14 protein-coding genes are annotated in these 17,679 nt (G+C 70.9%); 7 read left to right on the forward strand and 7 right to left on the reverse strand.

Annotation, left to right across the window (positions count from 1 at the left end; translation table 11 throughout):
- Both ACWDR3_RS41890 and ACWDR3_RS41895 read right to left on the reverse strand, forming a co-directional pair.
- Positions 1 to 990 (reverse strand): DUF2637 domain-containing protein (locus ACWDR3_RS41890; RefSeq protein WP_450357855.1); only part of this gene is annotated, 990 nt, incomplete at its 3' end.
- A gap of 304 nt (positions 991 to 1,294) precedes the next feature.
- A complete protein-coding gene (locus ACWDR3_RS41895; RefSeq protein WP_450357856.1) occupies positions 1,295 to 2,140 on the reverse strand; it encodes a (2Fe-2S)-binding protein in 846 nt (281 codons plus the stop codon).
- A gap of 157 nt (positions 2,141 to 2,297) precedes the next feature.
- Here ACWDR3_RS41895 and ACWDR3_RS41900 point away from each other — a divergent pair, with 157 nt between their 5' ends.
- Positions 2,298 to 3,095 carry a GntR family transcriptional regulator gene (locus tag ACWDR3_RS41900; RefSeq protein ID WP_450357857.1) on the forward strand — a complete coding sequence of 266 codons (798 nt, stop codon included), beginning with the start codon at positions 2,298 to 2,300 and terminating at the stop codon, positions 3,093 to 3,095.
- A gap of 89 nt (positions 3,096 to 3,184) precedes the next feature.
- Here the strand turns inward: ACWDR3_RS41900 and ACWDR3_RS41905 are convergent, their stop codons facing one another.
- Together ACWDR3_RS41905 and ACWDR3_RS41910 are read right to left on the reverse strand one after the other, a co-directional pair.
- Positions 3,185 to 4,417 carry a sensor histidine kinase gene (locus ACWDR3_RS41905; protein WP_450357868.1) on the reverse strand — a complete coding sequence of 411 codons (1,233 nt, stop codon included), beginning with the start codon at positions 4,415 to 4,417 and terminating at the stop codon, positions 3,185 to 3,187.
- Positions 4,418 to 4,575: 158 nt separating this feature from the next.
- Positions 4,576 to 5,247, reverse strand: coding sequence for a response regulator transcription factor (locus ACWDR3_RS41910; protein WP_450357858.1), 672 nt, complete (start codon positions 5,245 to 5,247; stop codon positions 4,576 to 4,578).
- Between the two features lie 400 nt (positions 5,248 to 5,647).
- On the opposite strand from ACWDR3_RS41910, the gene ACWDR3_RS41915 reads away from it, so the two are divergent.
- Positions 5,648 to 6,019, forward strand: a complete 372-nt coding sequence (locus tag ACWDR3_RS41915) for a hypothetical protein (protein ID WP_450357859.1) — start codon at positions 5,648 to 5,650, stop codon at positions 6,017 to 6,019.
- A 249-nt stretch (positions 6,020 to 6,268) separates the two neighbouring features.
- Here the strand turns inward: ACWDR3_RS41915 and ACWDR3_RS41920 are convergent, their stop codons facing one another.
- Together ACWDR3_RS41920 and ACWDR3_RS41925 are read right to left on the reverse strand one after the other, a co-directional pair.
- The gene (locus ACWDR3_RS41920) at positions 6,269 to 7,060 is read right to left on the reverse strand and encodes a hypothetical protein (RefSeq protein WP_450357860.1); all 792 of its coding nucleotides are present in this window, start codon (positions 7,058 to 7,060) and stop codon (positions 6,269 to 6,271) included.
- Between the two features lie 137 nt (positions 7,061 to 7,197).
- Complete coding sequence (locus tag ACWDR3_RS41925) at positions 7,198 to 8,868, reverse strand: PucR family transcriptional regulator (RefSeq protein ID WP_450357861.1); 1,671 nt, start codon at positions 8,866 to 8,868, stop codon at positions 7,198 to 7,200.
- A 319-nt stretch (positions 8,869 to 9,187) separates the two neighbouring features.
- Here ACWDR3_RS41925 and ACWDR3_RS41930 point away from each other — a divergent pair, with 319 nt between their 5' ends.
- The 5 genes from ACWDR3_RS41930 to ACWDR3_RS41950 all read left to right on the forward strand — a co-directional run bounded on the left by ACWDR3_RS41930 (position 9,188) and on the right by ACWDR3_RS41950 (position 15,918).
- A complete protein-coding gene (locus tag ACWDR3_RS41930; protein WP_450357862.1) occupies positions 9,188 to 10,078 on the forward strand; it encodes an FAD binding domain-containing protein in 891 nt (296 codons plus the stop codon).
- A complete protein-coding gene (locus tag ACWDR3_RS41935) occupies positions 10,078 to 10,707 on the forward strand; it encodes a (2Fe-2S)-binding protein (RefSeq protein ID WP_450357863.1) in 630 nt (209 codons plus the stop codon). Before ACWDR3_RS41930 ends, ACWDR3_RS41935 begins: the two co-directional genes overlap by 1 nt.
- Positions 10,708 to 10,709: 2 nt before the next feature.
- Positions 10,710 to 13,103, forward strand: a complete 2,394-nt coding sequence (locus ACWDR3_RS41940; protein WP_450357864.1) for a xanthine dehydrogenase family protein molybdopterin-binding subunit — start codon at positions 10,710 to 10,712, stop codon at positions 13,101 to 13,103.
- A gap of 157 nt (positions 13,104 to 13,260) precedes the next feature.
- Complete coding sequence (locus ACWDR3_RS41945) at positions 13,261 to 14,718, forward strand: NCS2 family permease (RefSeq protein WP_450357865.1); 1,458 nt, start codon at positions 13,261 to 13,263, stop codon at positions 14,716 to 14,718.
- Positions 14,719 to 14,766: 48 nt separating this feature from the next.
- Positions 14,767 to 15,918 (forward strand): XdhC family protein, encoded by a 1,152-nt coding sequence (locus ACWDR3_RS41950; RefSeq protein ID WP_450357866.1) that lies wholly within the window; start codon positions 14,767 to 14,769, stop codon positions 15,916 to 15,918.
- A gap of 36 nt (positions 15,919 to 15,954) precedes the next feature.
- Here ACWDR3_RS41950 and ACWDR3_RS41955 read toward each other — a convergent pair.
- A partial coding sequence (locus tag ACWDR3_RS41955) for an outer membrane protein assembly factor BamB family protein (protein WP_450357867.1) occupies positions 15,955 to 17,679 on the reverse strand: 1,725 nt, incomplete at its 5' end.

A 17,679-nucleotide genomic window follows, 5' to 3' on the forward strand; every position in this document is an offset into this window, starting at 1 on the left:
CAGGGCCATTGTGTCGTCCTCCGCGGTGAGGTCGACGGTCAGCGACTCGGCGCCGGCCTTGCGGACGGGCTGGAGCGAGGGCCGGGTGCGGACGGGCAGGGGCTCGGGTGCCGATATGGCGTTCTCCGCGGGGACCGGGGCGGCCACCCGCTCCAGGGCCTCCATCTGGCGCCCGCCGTTGCCGCCGCCACGGCCGACGAAGCCGCGGTGGCCCCGGCTGATGGCCTTGAGCTGGGCGCGCTCCAGACGGTCCTGCTCCCGGCGGCGCAGCCGGTTCTGCTCCTTCATCCGCTTGTCCTCGCGCACCTCGTCGACGGCTTCGTCGAGACTGCGCACGTTCTCAAGGAGCATCAGCGACCAGGCCTTGTACGTCTCGCGCGGAGCACGCAGCCAGCGGACGATACGGATCTGCGGCAGCGGACGCGGCACCAGACCCTGCTCGCGCAGCGCGGCCCGGCGGGTCTGCTTCAGCGCGCGGTCGAACAGCACGGCCGCGGAGAGCGACATGCCGGAGAAGAACTGCGGAGCGCCGTCGTGGCCCAGGCCCCTGGGCGCGTGCACCCAGTTGAACCAGGCCGCGGCACCCGCGAACGTCCACACCAGTATCCGGGAGCCGAGCGCCGCGTCACCGTGGCTGGCCTCGCGCACCGCGAGGACGGAGCAGAACATGGCCGCGCCGTCCAGGCCGAACGGCACCAGGTACTGCCAGCCGCCTGAGAGGCTCAGGTTCTCCTCGCCGAAGCCGACCAGGCCGCGGAAGGAGAGGGCGGCCGCGACCGCCGCACAGCAGAACAGAAGGACGTAGGAGGCGGTGCCGTATATGGCCTCCTTGCGCCTGCGGCGCTCCTCGCTGCGCTCCCACGAGTCGTCTTTCGCGTGCTCCCCGCCGGACCGCTTGCTCCGCGCGAGCACCGCCACCGCTGCCAGCATGCCCAGGAGCAGTACGGCGCCCGGAAGCAACCAGTTCAGCGATATGTCGGTCAGTCTCATCTAGGGGTCCCTTGCATTGGGATAGGGCGTAACGCCCGCCATAGTGGCCCAATCCCAACGGCCCTCAGGCGTTTTCGGGGCAAGAGGCCGCCAAGGAAGTGCAAGGGGATGCCCAGGGCGGCGTTCTGCTCGAACTGCCGCATGAGGGGCGGGAGTTGAGTTCGAATAAGACTACCCGTACGGGTGGTTCCACGGAAAGTTCCTGCGGCAAGTGAGGAAATTGTGAATCCCCTGTAACCCGCCCGAAGCCTCGTTCGCGGGTGATCTTACGGTACGGCTCGCGGGCCCCGCGCCTGAGGGTCCCTCAACTCGCCTGCGGCAGCAGCCTGGTGACCCGCTCGGCATCACTGGTGCGGGGGCAGGTGGCGCAAGTGTCCTCGGGGCGCAGCGTGTAGAACATGCAGCAGCTCGCCCGGTCCCGGGTGGGCAGCGACTCCCCGCGGGGGCCGGTGAGTTGACGGAACGCCGCCGAGCCGACGTACGGCCGGGTCGCCCCCGGCAGTAGCGCCGCCAGCTCGCGCTTGGCCCGCTCCTCCTCGCCGACCAGATGACCGACGTACCAGAGCCCCTCGACGATCTCGTCCGTCGCCATGCCCCACAGGGCCCGTCCGCGCCGCCGCATGCGCGGGCCGAAGCCGGCGAGTACGGGTTCGAGGTGCTCGGCGACGGCGGCCCGCACCTCGGCGCGCAGTGCCTCCTCGTCGGCGACCACCCGGACGCCGGGCAGGGTCGCCGCCGGATCGCCGGGCAGACAGGCGAAGCCGTCCGCCCGCACCGACAGGCGGCCCATGTCGAGCCCCGGCACGGTGCGGTCGTACGAGACGTGCGTCACGGGATAGCGGGGCACGCGGCGCAGCAGGAACCACGGGACGGTGATCAGGAGGCAGGCCGGCCAGGCGTACCGGTGCAGTCCGAAGCTCGCCACGACGTCGGGGCGACCCCGCTGTCCGTAGTCCCGCACCACCTGGTCGTCGTCCCAGGTCAGGAACGTGTCCAGGCCGTCCCCGCCCGCCGCGAGCGAGTCGGCGGAGACCCAGCCGGCACCCCGCGGGACCGGCTCCCCGGCGGGTCGCTCCACGATCTCCAGGCCGGGAAGAACCCCGGCCAGGCGGTCGTACGCGGCAGTGAGCGGCGAGCCGGGCACCGGCATGCGAGGACCACCCAATCCGCGATCGTCTAGAGGTAAGGCTTACCTTACCCAAGATCATCGGTATTTGAACTGACGGCTTGTGCCCTTATGGTGCTTGACGGACGAGTAACAACGCGCCGTTAATGACCCCAAGTACCGAAACGTCCGAGGAGGACCCGTGAGGCAGAGCACGCAGAGCTCCGCGGAGACGGGAATTCCTCAGACCTGGACCGGCGCGACCAGGGTGCCGCCCCAGGCCGGCGCGCCCGACGCGCGGCGGGAGCGGGCCGTCGCCGCCGGTGCCACCCGGGGCGAGCACACCCACAGCGAGCTGCCGATCCCGGGCCCCCGCCCGGTCCAGCGGGCCTCCGTCCGCGGCCAGATCCTCGACGCGCTGCGCACCGCGCTGGTCGCCGGCGACCTGATACCCGGCGAGGTCTACTCCGCCCCCGCCCTCGGCGACCGCTTCGGCGTCTCGGCCACACCGGTCCGCGAGGCGATGCAGCAACTCGCCCAGGAGGGCGCCGTGGAGGTCGTCCCCAACCGCGGCTTCCGAGTGATCGAACGCGGGGCGCGCGAGCTGGCCGAACTGGCCGAGATACGCGCCCTCATAGAGATCCCCGTCATGCTCCGCCTCGCCCGCACGGTCCCGCCGGAACGCTGGTCCGACCTGCGCCCCCTGGCCGAGGCCACGGTCCGCGCGGCCGCCTCCGGCTGCCGGGCCACCTACGCGGAGTCCGACCGCACCTTCCACCGCGCGGTCCTTTCCCTCTCCGGCAACGACCAACTGGTCCAGATAGCCGACGACTTGCACCGCCGAGCCCAGTGGCCCCTGGTCGGCGGCCCCCCGACCCGAGGCCGAGCCGACCTGATAGCGGACGCGGCAGAACACACGGTCCTGCTGGACGCGCTGATCGCACGGGACGTGGAGGCGGTCAGGGGCTTGGCGGGGGAGCACTTCACGGGGGTGTCGTGAGTGGGCCAGGGGTCCACTTGTTGACGGGAAGGTCCGCCGACACCCCACTCACCTCTCTCTGATCCGGACGCGTCCTCTTCTCGACCGTGTCAGGGCGGAGGGGTGGGGAGACGGAGGGCGAAGTGCGCGCCTCGGGGGCTGGGAACGATGTCGAGGGCGCCTTGGTGGGTGGTGGTGATGTGGTGCGCGATGGCGAGCCCGAGGCCGGCGCCGCCGGTGTCGCGGGCACGGGCGTCGTCGAGGCGGGTGAAGCGCTCGAAGATGCGCTGACGGTCGTCGACCGGGACGCCGGGGCCGTCGTCGAGTACGTCGATGACGGCTTCGCGACGATGGGTGTCGTGGGTGAGGCGGACGTCGATCGTATGGGTCGCGTGGCGTTCGGCGTTGTCGAGGAGGTTCCCGATGACGCGGGCGAGCAGGGCGGGTTGGCCCTGCACGGTGACCGGCTCAGGCCCGGCGTGAACGTGGAGACGGAGGCCGCGGGGCGGTCGGCGGCGGGCGGTCTCCTCCCGCACGAGGTCGGTGAGGTCGACGCTCCGCCGTGGCCGCCGGTCACCGTCTTCGGCGTCGAGGCGGGCCAGGAGCAGCAGGTCCTCGGTCAGTTCCTGGACGCGGATGGTGTCCTCGTGGGCGGCGTGGACGACGCGGGGCCAGTCGGCGTCGTCGGGCCGGTTGAGGGCGAGTTCGAGTTCGGTACGCAGACAGGCGAGCGGGGTACGCAGCTCGTGCGAGGCATCCGCGGTGAACTGCCGCTGGCGCTCCACCGCGGTCTGCAATTGGTCCAGGGTCCTGTTCATCGTCGTGGCGAGCCGGGCGATCTCGTTGCCGGTGCGGGGGACGGTGACGCGCTGGTCCAGGTGGTGGGTGCTGAGTTCGGCGAACTCGGCTCGGATCGCTTCGACAGGTCGAAGGACCCGGCCCGCCGCAATCCAGGTGCTGCCCGCGATCAAGGCCGTGATGCCCAGTGTGGCTGCGGCAAGAGCCCAGACGGTGCTGTTCAAACGCGCTTGTTCGGCCTCCAGGGAGTAGATCATCACGGCCACGTACGAGAATTCGCCGGGGTAGACGCTGACTGTTCGGATCGGGGCGGGGCCGTGGACCGGGTCCGTCCAGGGCGTCAATGAGAGCGTGCCCTCGCTGAGCATGGGGTTGCCCGGCATCGGAGCCCGGCAGTAGCTGACGCGGCGATGCCCTCTCGGCTGAGGGGAGGCCGTGCCGCAGTCGGGCAATTTGCCGTCCTTGAGCAGCAAACCTGCCTCCTCGCGCGCCAGTAGTTGGAGGTCGTCGGTCGAGGTCGAGTTGTCCATGGCGTGCTGCAGCATCGAGGTGCGCGTCGTGATCGCGATGCCCACGGCGGTGGGAGCCGAGCAGACGGCCGCGATCAAGATGGCGAGGAGGGTGAGCCGTAGCCGTACGGTGGCGGGTCGCCGACGAGGCAGCAGCCATGGCAGGCGGAGGACAGGTTTCACCGCGCGCCCCTTCAATTTGCGTCCAGGCGGTAGCCGGCGCCGCGGACCGTGCGGATGGTCCGTCGCCCGAATGGTGTGTCGATCTTGCGGCGCAGGGCGCTGACGTAGACCTCGACGATGTTCACGTCTCCGTCGAAGCGGTCGTCCCAGACGTGTTCGAGCACCTCGCTCTTGGAGACCGTCTCGCCGCTGCGGCGGGCGAGGTATTCCAGGACGGCGAACTCCCGGGCGGTCAGCGTGACTTCGGTGTCCCCGCGCCGGCAGTGGCGGGCGGCCGGGTCGATCTCCAGGTCGCCGATCCGTACCACGCTGGGTCGCTCGGGGCGGCCGCGCCGGATCAGGGCGCGGAGCCGGGCGGCGAGCGCGATGAAGGAGAACGGCTTGGTGACGTAGTCGTCCGCGCCCGTGTCCAGGCCCTCGGCCTGGTCGTACTCACCGTCCTTGGCGGTCAGCATCAGCACGGGCGTCCACACCCCCTCCTCGCGCAGCCGGGCACACAGCCGGAAGCCGTTCAGCTGGGGCAGCATCACGTCCAGGACGAGTGCGTCATAGTCGTTCTCCAGCGCCGACTCCAGGCCGCGTGACCCGTCGTGGGCCATGTCGACGGCGTACCCCTCACCGATCAATCCCCGGCGCAGCAACTCCGCCAACCGCCGGTCGTCCTCGACCACCAGTATCCGCATCCCCTCAGCATGACCGCCCGGTCCTGTGGGGAACCTGAAGACCCTTCAGGAACCTTCAGGCTCCCCACAGTTGCTGCGTGCCACTGTCTTCCCAACGGCCCGCCGAAGGATCAGGCGGGTCGGGCCAGGGCCACGCTCGGGGGACGTCGGGCCGGCCGCGGCCCCGGGAAGACACCGATCACCGATCACAGATCACAGATCGCGGAATCTTCCCGGGGCCGTCGCGCCAGAGAGATCGGTATCCCGGAGAGCGAGTGACGGCGTCGCGGAATGACGGATGTCATGCCCGTCGATGACAAGGCCACGTGAAAGCAGGCCAATTGGCACTCCTGGCGGGTCATTCTCCGGTCGCAGACTGAGTCAAGAGGAAACAGCAGGCCTCACCACACCAAGGGGAATCATGGCATTACGCAAGATCCTCGCAGTCGCTCTCACATCACTGGCAGTCGTCGGCGCAGGTCTGACGATCCCGGCGTCCGCCGCGCCGACGGCCCCCAGTTCGCTGGCCGAATGCCGGCCGGGGTACGGGTGTCTGTACAAGGGCTGGAGCTGGGACAGCCACCCCTTCACCTATTACTACTACGGGTACTACAACCTCTCGGGAGTTTCAGGGCGCTGGCGGTTCTACAACAACCAGACCGGCGGGGCGACCATGTGGCTCTGCATGCGGGTCAACGGCGCGAACTGTCCGGAGGCGTGGAAACTGGACCCCGGTGACACGCTCGACATGGACAATTCGCAAGACGTCAAGTCGATCAAACTCGCGCCCTAGTCCGACCGATTCGGGCGATCGTGGGCTCGCAGTCCGGCAAGGGCACGGAGACCGTGCCGAAGCCGTCGGACCGCCGCCCCCTTGATCGCGTGTCCGCCGAATGTCTCGTCCGCCCGTGGCTGGCCGTCCCACCCTCTCGCAGCACGGTCGTGTGGTCGCTCCGGAGTGACCATCGGGGGTGCGGGCGGCTGTCCCGGAAGTCCTGAACTCTACGACGAGACGCAGGAGTTCACGAGAAGGACCGCGGCTCTACGCCGTCGCCGCCCCCGCCGCCGGAGGCACCGGCGGGGCCAACTGCCGTGCCAGCCAAGTCGGTACGCCGCCCAGCAACCGGAACAACCGCCGAGCCTCCTCCCGCAGTCGCGAAGCCTCCGGCTCGGACTCGGCATCGGCGAGGGACACCAACGCGGGCGCGGTCCCCACGAGATACCCCAACTCCTCCCGGATCCGCAGCGATTCGGCGAAGCCGTGCCGTGCCTCGGCCAACTCCCCGTCCCGCAACGAGAGTCCGGCCAGGTGCCGCCACGTGAACGACAGCAACAAGGGATCCCCCAGCGCGGTGGCCCCCGCATGCGCCCGCCGGTACGCGGCCCGCGCGGACTGCGGAGACCCGGTCAGGTTCTCCGCGAGCAACCCCCGCCGAAAGTCCAGCAGAGCCCTCCCCGCAGCCCCCGGAGGGATCAGCGCCGCCGCCCGCCCCAGCGCGGCCCGCGCCTCGTCGGCCCGGTCGCGCACGGTGTGCAGCGTCGCCGCGTAGGCAAGGTACCCGCGTTCACAAGCGGCGGCGCCCCGCTCCTCGTCGGCATGGGCCAGCGCCTCCGCCGTACGCAGCGCGTCCTCCGCGTCCTCCCAGCCCTGCTCGGTGTACAGACACCGTTCGACCAGCAGCGACGCGCGCTGCAACGCGGCCGGTGCCGTGACCGGTTGGAGCAGGGCCGCCGCGTCGGCCCAGCAGGCCCGCGAGCGCAGCCGCCATACCGCGGTCTGGAGGGGATCGTCACCTGCGGTCGTTCCGGTACCAGACATGGCGGTATGCGCCACGTTGCCCTCCCCGAGCACGCCATCGAGCTTTGAGTGGTGGCCGCATCTCAGCACGAATCCAGGTACCGGGCCAAGGGGGTAGGTGAAGGATTTCACAAAGTCGTGGGTGACTTCGTGGCCGCGGGCCCCGCCGGAGATCAGCTCATCCGCAGTGCCAGGAAGAAATCCAGCTTGTCCTCAAGGCGGGAGAGATCACGGCTCGTCAACTGCTCGATCCGGCCGACGCGGTAGCGCAGCGTGTTGACGTGCAGGTGGAGCCGGGTCGCGCAGCGGGTCCAGGAGCCGTCGCAGTCCAGGAAGGCTTCGAGGGTGGGGATCAGCTCGGCGCGGTGGCGGCGATCGTACTCGCGCAGCGGGTCCAGGAGGCGGGCGGTGAAGGCGCGGCGGACGTCGTCCGGGACGAACGGCAGCAGCAGGACGTGCGAGGCCAGTTCCTGGTGGCCGGCCGCGCTGACCCGGCCGGGGCGGGCCGCGGCCACCCGGCGGGCGTGCCGGGCCTCTTCCAGCGCGCCGCGCAGACCCTCCGCCGAGTGCACGGCCGCGCTGACGCCGAGCGTGACCTGCCCGTCGTCGTCGAGGCCCGCCGACAGCGGCTGCCGTACGGACTCCAGGAGCGCGTCGGCGACGATCCCGGACTCCGAGCCGTCGTGCTCGGCGGAGACGGCGGGCAGCGGGACCAGGGCGACGGCCTCGTCGCCGGTGTGGGCCACGGCGATGCGGTCGGAGGGCTCGGGCCCGTTGGCGAGTGGGTCGACGAGGATCTCTTCCAGGAGGGCCTGCGCGACCGGTCCCGGCTCGATGTCGGTGCCCGCCCAGTCGACCCGCGCCACGACCACCTGCCAGTGCGGGGCCGCGCCCAGGCCGGGCAGCAGCACCGGGGCCGCGACTCTCAGCCGGGCCGCGATCTCGCCGGGGGCGGCGCCGGCCTGGACGAGTTCGAGGACCTCCTGGGCCAGCCGCCGGCGGACCGTGCGCGCCGCGTCCCGGCGGTCCCGCTCGACCGAGATCAGCTGGGTGACGCCCTGGAGCAGGTCGAGCCGCTCGGCCGGCCAGTCGCCCGCGTCCGCCTCGACGGCCAGCAGCCAGTCCGACAGCACCGTCTCGCGCACGTCCCGGCCGGCCTGTGCGGGACGGCCGGTGCTGCGGATCGGGAAGAGGCTGTACGTCGACGGGCCGAGCGTCACCCGGTGGGGGCCGCGGCGGCCCGTGCGGGCGGCGGCGAGCTGCGCGCCGGCGAGCTTGGCGCAGGTGTCCGCGGGCAGCGCGCCGGCCACCTTGGGGCCCGCGATCAGGCGGCCGGTGGGGGACAGCACCCAGGCCCGCAGGTCCAGGTCGGAGCCGAGCAGGTCCAGGACCACGTCCGGGCCACCGCCCGTCGGACCCGAGGTCATCATCCGGCGGTGCCGGTCGACGACCGCCGCCAGGTCCCCGGCGCGCTCGCCGCTGACCTGCCGTACGACGTGCTCGGTGATCGTCGCGAACGCGACCGACTCGTGCACCGCGAACAGCGGCAGCCGGTGCCGGGCGCAGGCCGTCACCAGGTCGTCCGGTACGGCCCCGAGCTCCGCCTCACCGGCCGCCAGGCCCGCCACCCCGGCCTGCGACAGGAGTCGTACGAACGGCTCGGAGTCGGCGGCGTCGTGGCGCCAGGCCAGACCCGTGAGGACCAGCTCGCCGCCGGACAGATAGCGGCTGGGATCCCTCAGGTCGGTGGTCATGACACCCCGGACGGTGCGATCCAGCTCGTCCGCACCCCCGAGCAGCCTGAGGCCCAACGCATCCGTGTCCAGAAGTGCGCGCAGCCGCATCTCGTCGCCGCCGTTCCGTGTCTCGAAAACTACGATGAATCCTGAGGGGGCGTGAGTGCGGGACGGTGTCCCACGTTTCCACAGGAAATCGGAGAGGTTGCTGATGACCTCCATTCATACGAATCTACAAGATGCCCGCGTTGGCCAGCCAACTCCTTCATGGTTTCGGTGACTGACCCTGGTGGAGTACGGCGCTGTGTACTGAGCCCACTCCGCGTAAACAGCACATGAACGAGCCGGGGCCGCCGCACACGATCTGGCTCATTCCGTACGACGCGTACGACCCGTACGACCCACGAGACGAAGAAGAGAGCCGGTCATGGACTTCCTTCGCCCCGCCAGCTGGGAGGAGGCGCTCGCCGCGAAGGCCGAGCACCCCACCGCTGTGCCGATTGCGGGCGGCACCGACGTGATGGTCGAGATCAACTTCGACCACCGCCGGCCCGAGTACCTGCTCGACCTGACCCGCGTCGCCGACCTCTACGAGTGGGAGACCGGCGAGGACAGTGTGCGGCTCGGTGCCTCCGTCCCGTACACGAGGATCATGGAGCAGCTGCGGCCCGAGCTGCCGGGGCTCGCCCTCGCCTCGCACACGGTCGCCTCCCCGCAGATCCGCAACCGCGGCGGCGTCGGCGGCAACCTCGGCACCGCCTCCCCGGCCGGTGACGCCCACCCCGCCCTGCTGGCGGCCGGCGCCGAGGTCGAGGCCGAGTCGGTGCGCGGCACCCGCATGATCCCCATCGACGCCTTCTACACCGGCGTGAAGCGCAACGCGCTGGCGCCCGACGAGCTCATCCGCGCCGTCCACATCAAGAAGGCGGACGGCCCGCAGCAGTACTCGAAGGTCGGCACCCGCAACGCCATGGTGATCGCCGTGTGCGCCTTCGGCCTCGCCCTCCACCCCGAGACCCGCACGGTCCGTACCGGCATCGGCTCCGCCGCGCCCACCCCGATGCGCGCGAAGACCGCCGAGGAGTTCCTGAACGCGGCCCTCGACGAGGGCGGCTTCTGGGACAACGGCAAGGTCATCACCCCCTCCGTCGCCAAGCAGTTCGCGGACCTGTGCGCCGCCGCCTGCAACCCGATCGACGACGTCCGGGGCACCGCGAGCTACCGCCGCCACGCGGTCGGGATCATGGCCCGCCGCACCCTGACCTGGACCTGGGAGTCCTACCGCGGCGCCCGCCGCGCCTCGGAGGGAGCTGCGTAATGCGCGTCAACTTCACTGTCAACGGCCGCCCGCAGGAAGCGGACGACGTGTGGGAGGGCGAGTCCCTGCTGTACGTCCTGCGCGAGCGGATGGGCCTGCCCGGCTCCAAGAACGCCTGCGAGCAAGGCGAATGCGGCTCCTGCACGGTCCGCCTGGACGGCGTGCCCGTGTGTTCCTGTCTGGTCGCGGCCGGACAGGCCGAGGGCCGGGACGTGGTGACCGTGGAAGGGCTCGCGGACTTCGCCAAACAGCGTGCCGAGCACGGCGGTTGCGCGACCGGGGCCTGCGGTACGTCCGACGCGTCCGGGCCCTCCGGTGCGTCCAGCACATCCGGTACGTCCCTTCAGGACGCCCGGCAGTGGCAGGCCAAGGGCACCGACTCGCAGACCGGCGAGGGCACCCAACTCGCCCCGATCCAGCAGGCGTTCATCGACGCAGGCGCCGTCCAGTGCGGCTTCTGCACGCCCGGTCTCCTCGTCGCCGCCGACGAGATGCTGGAGCGCACCCCGAACCCGACCGACGCGGACATCCGCGAGGCGCTGTCGGGCAACCTGTGCCGCTGCACCGGCTACGAGAAGATCATGGACGCGGTCCGCCTCGCGGCCGCCCGACAGGGAGAGGCGGTCTGACGATGCCCAGCAACGCTCCCCTCGGCACGCCCACCAAGGTCACTCAGGGTTCCCCGACCAAGGGCGGCATCGGCGAGTCCACGCTCCGCCCGGACGGCACCCTCAAGGTCACCGGCGAGTTCGCGTACTCCTCGGACATGTGGCACGAGGACATGCTCTGGGGCCAGATTCTGCGCTCCACGGTTGCCCACGCCGAGATCGTCTCCATCGACACCGTCGAGGCGCTCAAGACCCCTGGCGTGTACGCCGTCATGACGTACGACGACCTGCCGACCGACGTGAAGAACTACGGCCTGGAGATCCAGGACACCCCGGTCCTCGCGCACGGCAAGGTCCGCCACCACGGCGAGCCGGTCGCGATCGTCGCCGCCGACCACCCGGAGACCGCACGCCGTGCGGCTGCGAAGATCAAGGTCGAGTACCGCGAACTCCCGGTCATCACCGACGAGTTGTCCGCGACCGCGCCGGACGCGATCCTCGTCCACGAGGGCCGCGACGACCACCACATCGGCCATGTCCCGCACCCGAACATCGTGCACCGCCAGCCGATCGTCCGCGGAGACGTCGAATCCGCCCGCGAGCGCGCCGACTTCATCGTCGAGGGCGAGTACACCTTCGGCATGCAGGACCAGGCGTTCCTCGGCCCGGAGTCGGGTCTCGCGGTGCCGTCCGAGGACGGCGGTGTCGACCTCTACATCGCCACCCAGTGGCTGCACTCGGACCTCAAGCAGATCGCGCCCGTCCTCGGCCTGCCCGAGGACAAGGTCCGCATGACGCTGTCCGGCGTCGGCGGCGCGTTCGGCGGCCGCGAGGACCTGTCGATGCAGATCCACGCCTGCCTGTTGGCCCTGCGCACCGGCAAACCGGTGAAGATCGTCTACAACCGCTTCGAGTCCTTCTTCGGGCACGTCCACCGCCACCCGGCCAAGCTCCACTACGAGCACGGCGCGACGAAGGACGGCAAGCTCACGCACCTGAAGGCCCGGATCGTCCTGGACGGCGGCGCCTACGCGTCCGCCTCACCGGCGGTCGTCGGCAACGCCTCCTCACTCGGCGCGGGCCCGTACGTCATCGACAACGTCGACATCGAGGCCATCGCCCTCTACACCAACAACCCGCCCTGCGGCGCGATGCGCGGCTTCGGCGCGGTCCAGGCGTGCTTCGCCTACGAGGCCCAGATGGACAAGCTCGCCGACAAGGTGGGCATGGACCGGGTCGCGTTCCGTCAGCTCAACGCGATGGAACAGGGCACGGTCATGCCGACCGGACAGGTCGTCGACTCGCCCGCCCCCGTCGCCGAACTCCTGCGCCGCGTCCAGGCGATGCCCATGCCGCCGGAGCAGCAGTGGGTCACGGCCGGAGAGGCCGCGGATGTACGGCAGTTGCCGGGCGGCCTGTCCAACACCACGCACGGCGAAGGCGTCGTCCGCGGGATCGGCTACGCGGTCGGCATCAAGAACGTCGGGTTCTCCGAGGGCTTCGACGACTACTCAACGGCCAAGGTCCGTATGGAGGTTGTCGGCGGCGAGCCGGTCGCGACCGTGCACACCGCGATGGCGGAAGTCGGCCAGGGCGGAGTCACCGTCCACGCGCAGATCGCCCGCACCGAGCTGGGCGTCACGCAGGTGACGATCCAGCCGGCGGACACCCAGGTGGGCAGCGCCGGTTCGACTTCCGCGTCCCGCCAGACCTACGTCACCGGCGGCGCCGTCAAGAACTCCTGCGAGCTGGTCCGCGAGAAGGTCCTGGAGCTGGGGCGCCGCAAGTTCGGTACGTACCACCCCGCTTGGGCCACCGCCGAGCTCATCCTGGAGGGCGGCAAGGTCGTCACCGACGGCGGCGAGGTCCTCGCGGACATCGCGGACGTCCTCGAAAGCGAGACCGTCGAGATCGAGGCGGAGTGGCGGCACCGGCCGACCGAGCCCTTCGACCTCCGTACCGGACAGGGCTTCGGCCACGTCCAGTACACCTTCGCCGCGCACCGGGCCGTCGTCGAGGTCGACACCGAACTCGGCCTGGTAAAGGTCATCGAACTGGCCTGCGCCCAGGACGTCGGCAAAGCGCTCAACCCGCTCTCCGTCATCGGCCAGATCCAGGGCGGCACGACCCAGGGCCTGGGCGTCGCGGTGATGGAGGAGATCATCGTCGACCCGAAGACCGCGAAGGTCAGGAACCCCTCCTTCACGGACTACCTCATCCCGACCATCCTCGACACGCCGACCATCCCGGTCGACGTCCTCGAACTCGCCGACGACCACGCCCCGTACGGGCTGCGCGGCATCGGCGAGGCGCCGACCCTGTCGTCGACGCCGGCGGTCCTGGCCGCCATCCGCAATGCGACCGGTTTGGAACTGAACCGGACGCCGGTACGCCCCGAGCACCTCACGGGAACGTGATCCTCCGGGAGTTGTGACCGGCGCCTCTTTTCCTGGGGGATCGTCCCCCAGGTCCCAGCTGTTCGTCCTGGGCCGTCCCCCGGGTCGTGCACATCCCAAATCCCGCTGAACGCAAGGACGTTCACGGGTGCACCTTTGAACCTTGGGAGACGGCACCATGACCCAGCAGTCCCTTGAGCCCAGGACCACAGCCGAAGACGCGGGAGACGGCACCCGCGTCCCGGCCGGCAGGTCCTGGCTCGACCGGTACTTCCACATCACCCAACGCGGATCCTCCGTCTCGCGCGAAGTGCGCGGCGGCGTCACCACCTTCATGGCGATGGCGTACATCCTCCTGCTCAACCCGCTGATCCTGTCCGGCAAGGACGTGGCGGGGCACACCCTCGGCCAGAACGCGCTCATCACCGCGACCGCGTTCGCCGCGGCCTTCACCACGCTCCTGATGGGCTTCTTCGGCAAGGTGCCGCTGGCCCTCGCCGCCGGCCTGTCCGTCTCCGGCGTGCTGTCGTCGCAGGTGGCGCCCCAGATGACCTGGCCGCAGGCCATGGGCATGTGCGTGATGTACGGCGTCGTCATCATGCTGCTGGTCGTCACCGGCCTGCGCGAGCTGATCATGAACGCGATCCCGCTGGCGCTGAAACACGCGATCACCATGGGCATCGGCCTGTTCGTCGCCCTCATCGGCTTCTACAAGGCCGGCTTCGTGCACCAGGGCAAGGCGACCCCGGTCACCCTGGGCCCGACCGGTGAACTGGCGGGCTGGCCCGTCCTGTTGTTCGCCGTGACCCTCCTCGCGATCTTCATGCTTCAGGCGCGCGGCATCCCGGGCGCCATCCTGATCGGCATCGTCGGCGGCACCGTGCTCGCCGTGATCCTGAACGCCGTCGGCGCCATCGCCCCCAAGCAGTGGGCGAGCGGCGCTCCCGAACTGCACGGCAGCGCGGTCTCCATGCCGGACTTCTCGATCTTCGGCAAGGTCGAGTTCGGCGGTTGGGGGCAGGTCGGCGCGATGACGGTCGGCATGATCGTGTTCACGCTCGTGCTGGCCGGCTTCTTCGACGCGATGGCGACCATCATCGGCGTCGGCACCGAGGCCAAACTGGCCGACGCGCAGGGCCGGATGCCGGGTCTGTCCAAGGCGCTGTTCATCGACGGCGCGGGAGGCGCGATCGGCGGTGTCGCGGGTGCCTCGGGGCAGACGGTGTTCGTCGAGTCGGCGACCGGCGTCGGCGAAGGGGCCCGTACCGGACTCGCCTCCGTCGTCACCGGCCTGTTCTTCGCGGCCTGTCTCTTCTTCACCCCGCTCACCGCGATCGTCCCGGGTGAGGTCGCGGCCGCCGCCCTGGTGGTCATCGGCGCCATGATGATGATGAACGCGCGGCACGTGGACTGGGCCGACCGGGCCACCGCGATCCCGGTCTTCCTGACCGTCGTGATCATGCCGTTCACCTACTCGATCACCGCGGGCGTCGCGGCCGGTGTCGTCTCGTACGTCGCCATCAAGATCGCCCAGGGGCGGGCGCGGGAGATCGGTGCCTTCATGTGGGGCCTGACAGTGATCTTCCTGGTCTATTTCTCCCTCAATCCCATTGAGAGCTGGATGGGCGTGCACTAGCGCCCCGCCAACCGCCCTTCGCGCAACCGCTGTTAAGGAGACCGAGAGATGCTGGACATCGCCGAGGAGTTGAACCGGTGGGTCGAGCGGGGCCGTGACTTCGCCGTGGCCACCGTCGTGGCCGTCGGCGGCAGCGCCCCGCGTCAGCCGGGTGCCGCCCTCGCGGTGGACACCGACGGCACGGCGATCGGCTCGGTCTCCGGCGGCTGCGTGGAGGGCGCGGTGTACGAGCTGTGCCAACAGGCCCTCAAGGATGGCGAGAGCGTCCTGGAGCGCTTCGGATACAGCGACGAGGATGCCTTCGCCGTGGGTCTGACCTGCGGTGGCGTCATCGACATCCTGGTGACTCCGGTCCGGGCGGGCGATCCCGTCCGGCCGGTGGTCGCCGCCGCGCTGTCTGCCGCCGCGCGGGGGGAGGCGGCGGCGGTGGCGCGGATCGTCTCCGGGCCGACGGACTTGATGGGCCGCGCGCTCGTGGTGCGTCCCGACGGCTGCTACGAGGGTGGCTTCGGCGCCCATCCGGAGCTGGACCGCACGATCGCCGCCGAGGCGGGCGCGTTCCTGGACGCGGGCCGCACCGGCACCCTGGAGATCGGTGAGCAGGGCTCGCGCTGCGGGGCTCCGCTCACGCTGCTGGTGGAATCGTCGGTGCCGCCGCCGCGGATGATCGTGTTCGGTGCGATCGACTTCGCGTCGGCGCTGGTCCGGATCGGGAAGTTCCTGGGCTACCGCGTGACGGTGTGCGACGCACGTCCCGTCTTCGCCACCGCCGCCCGTTTCCCGGAGGCCGACGAGATCGTCGTCGAGTGGCCCCACAAGTACCTGGAGCGGACGCGAGTCGACGGCCGTACCGTCCTGTGCGTGCTCACCCATGACGCCAAGTTCGATGTCCCGCTGCTTGAGCTGGCGTTGCGACTGCCGGTCGCGTATGTCGGTGCGATGGGCTCCCGCCGCACCCACCTGGACCGCAACGAGCGGCTGCGCGAAGTCGGCGTCACCGAGATCGAGTTGGCCCGGCTGCGCTCGCCCATCGGTCTCGATCTGGGCGCCCGTACGCCGGAGGAGGTGGCGCTGTCGATCGCCTCCGAGATCGTCGCCAACCGGCGTGGCGGCAGCGGAGTTTCGTTGACCGGCGCGCACACGCCGATCCACCACGACCCCGCGTCGGCGCCACCCCGGCGGATCGGGTCGGTGGCCTGAACGGGCGTCACCGGCAAGGGAGTTCGAGCGGGTCGCTCACTTCGCCACGGACTTCGGCCTGTCCGGGCGTACCGAGAAGGCCGTGTCGCCCGCGACGGCCACGATCGCGTCCTTCACGAGCAGGAGTGAGGGCACGGTGTCGCTCGCGGAGTCACCGGGGTCCTGGAGCGCGGAGGTGCGCCAACGCACCGCGCCGGTACGGGCGTTCAGGGCCAGCAGCCGGCCGTACTGGTTGGCCAGGTACAGCGTGTCGGACTTCGCCGAGTACACCGGCGTCGACAGGTTCTCGATGTCCGTCTCCCGCTGCCACAGGCGCTTGCCGTCGCTCACCCGCACGGCGGTGACCGTGCCGTTGGGGCGGACGAAGTGGACGACACCCCCGACCAGCGTGGGCGTGCCGCGTGTCGCGCCGGGCAGCGGGACCCGGCGGCCCCCGCCGAGGGGGTCCACCGCCATCAGGGTGGTGTACGGCTGGTCCTCTCCGCTGCCGAAGGAACCCTCCGACAGCTTCGGCACCGCGAACAGCGGCCGTCCGTCGGCCATGCCCAGCGGCCGTCCGTCGGCCATGCCCAGCGGCACGGCCCCCGTGGGCAGCGTGGCGATCTCCTTCGCCGTGCCGTCGACGGGGTCCAGGTGCACCAGGGCGACATCGCCCTTGGAGGGATCGTCCACCGGTGTGCACAGGCCGTACGGGGCGCCGCCCAGGACCGCCGGGGTGCAGGCGTCGCCGACGCTCGACGAGGCGCGCGTGGTCCACAGCTGATGGCCCGTCTCGTCGTAGGCGACGTACTGCGTCGCCTTCTCGTCCATTGCCAGGACCCCGCTGTCGAAGAGGACGGCGTCACGGTCCTCGCTGACCGGGCGGGCCCAGAGCTGGGTGCCGGTCCTCGTGTCCAGGGCGACCAGGCGCCGGGGGATGTAGGTCTCGGTCGAGTCCGGCTTGACGTAGGCGTAGACGCGGCCGTCACGGACGCCGATGGGGCGCGAGGTCTCGGGGCTGGTGCCCTGTCGCCACTCGACCCGGCCGGAGGCGGCGTTCAGCCGGACGGTCGTGAAGCCGGTGCCCGCGCAGTACACGGCGGTCGAACCGCCCGCCACGCAACCGGGCTTGAGTTCGTCGAGGGGGTCGCCCTTCTTCTCGGAGAGCAGGCTCGCCCGCCAGGGGCGCCAGTCGGCGGGCAGGCTCACGGCGGAAGCGGCCGGGCTCGTGGAGGCGCCCGAGGCGGCCGAGCCGGTCCCACCGCTCGCCGCGAGGTGCGCCGTGGTGATGCCGATCGCGGTCACCGCCAGGACGGCGCCGAGCCCGAGGAGAATGCGCCGGGTCCCACGGCCACGCCTCGTGGCAGCCCCGGATCCCGTACCCGTCGCGGTGTCCGCCTGGTGGGCCGCCGGTCCGGGGCGCGGGCGGGAGCCACGGCGGCGGCCGGAACCCGGGTCCGTCACGCCGTCCGGCACGGTGAGGTCGGAGCCGAAGTCCGGCAGGGGCTCCGCGGACTCGTCTGTCGGCAGCGCCAGCAGGTCGCGGTGGAGTTCCTCCAGACCGGGCCGATCCGCCGGGTCCTTCTCCAGGCAGCGGGCCGCGATGGCGCGGAGGGGTTCGCGCACCCCGTCCAACTTCGGTGCCTCGTACATCACCTGATAGCCCGTCAGGTACGGACTCCCGCCCTCGAAGGGGCGGTTGCCGGTGGCCGCGTACACCAGGAGCGAGCCGAGCGAGAAGACGTCCGAGGCGGCGGTGACGTCCCTGGGGGAGGAGAACTG

Source organism: Streptomyces sp. NPDC001002 (assembly GCF_053599215.1).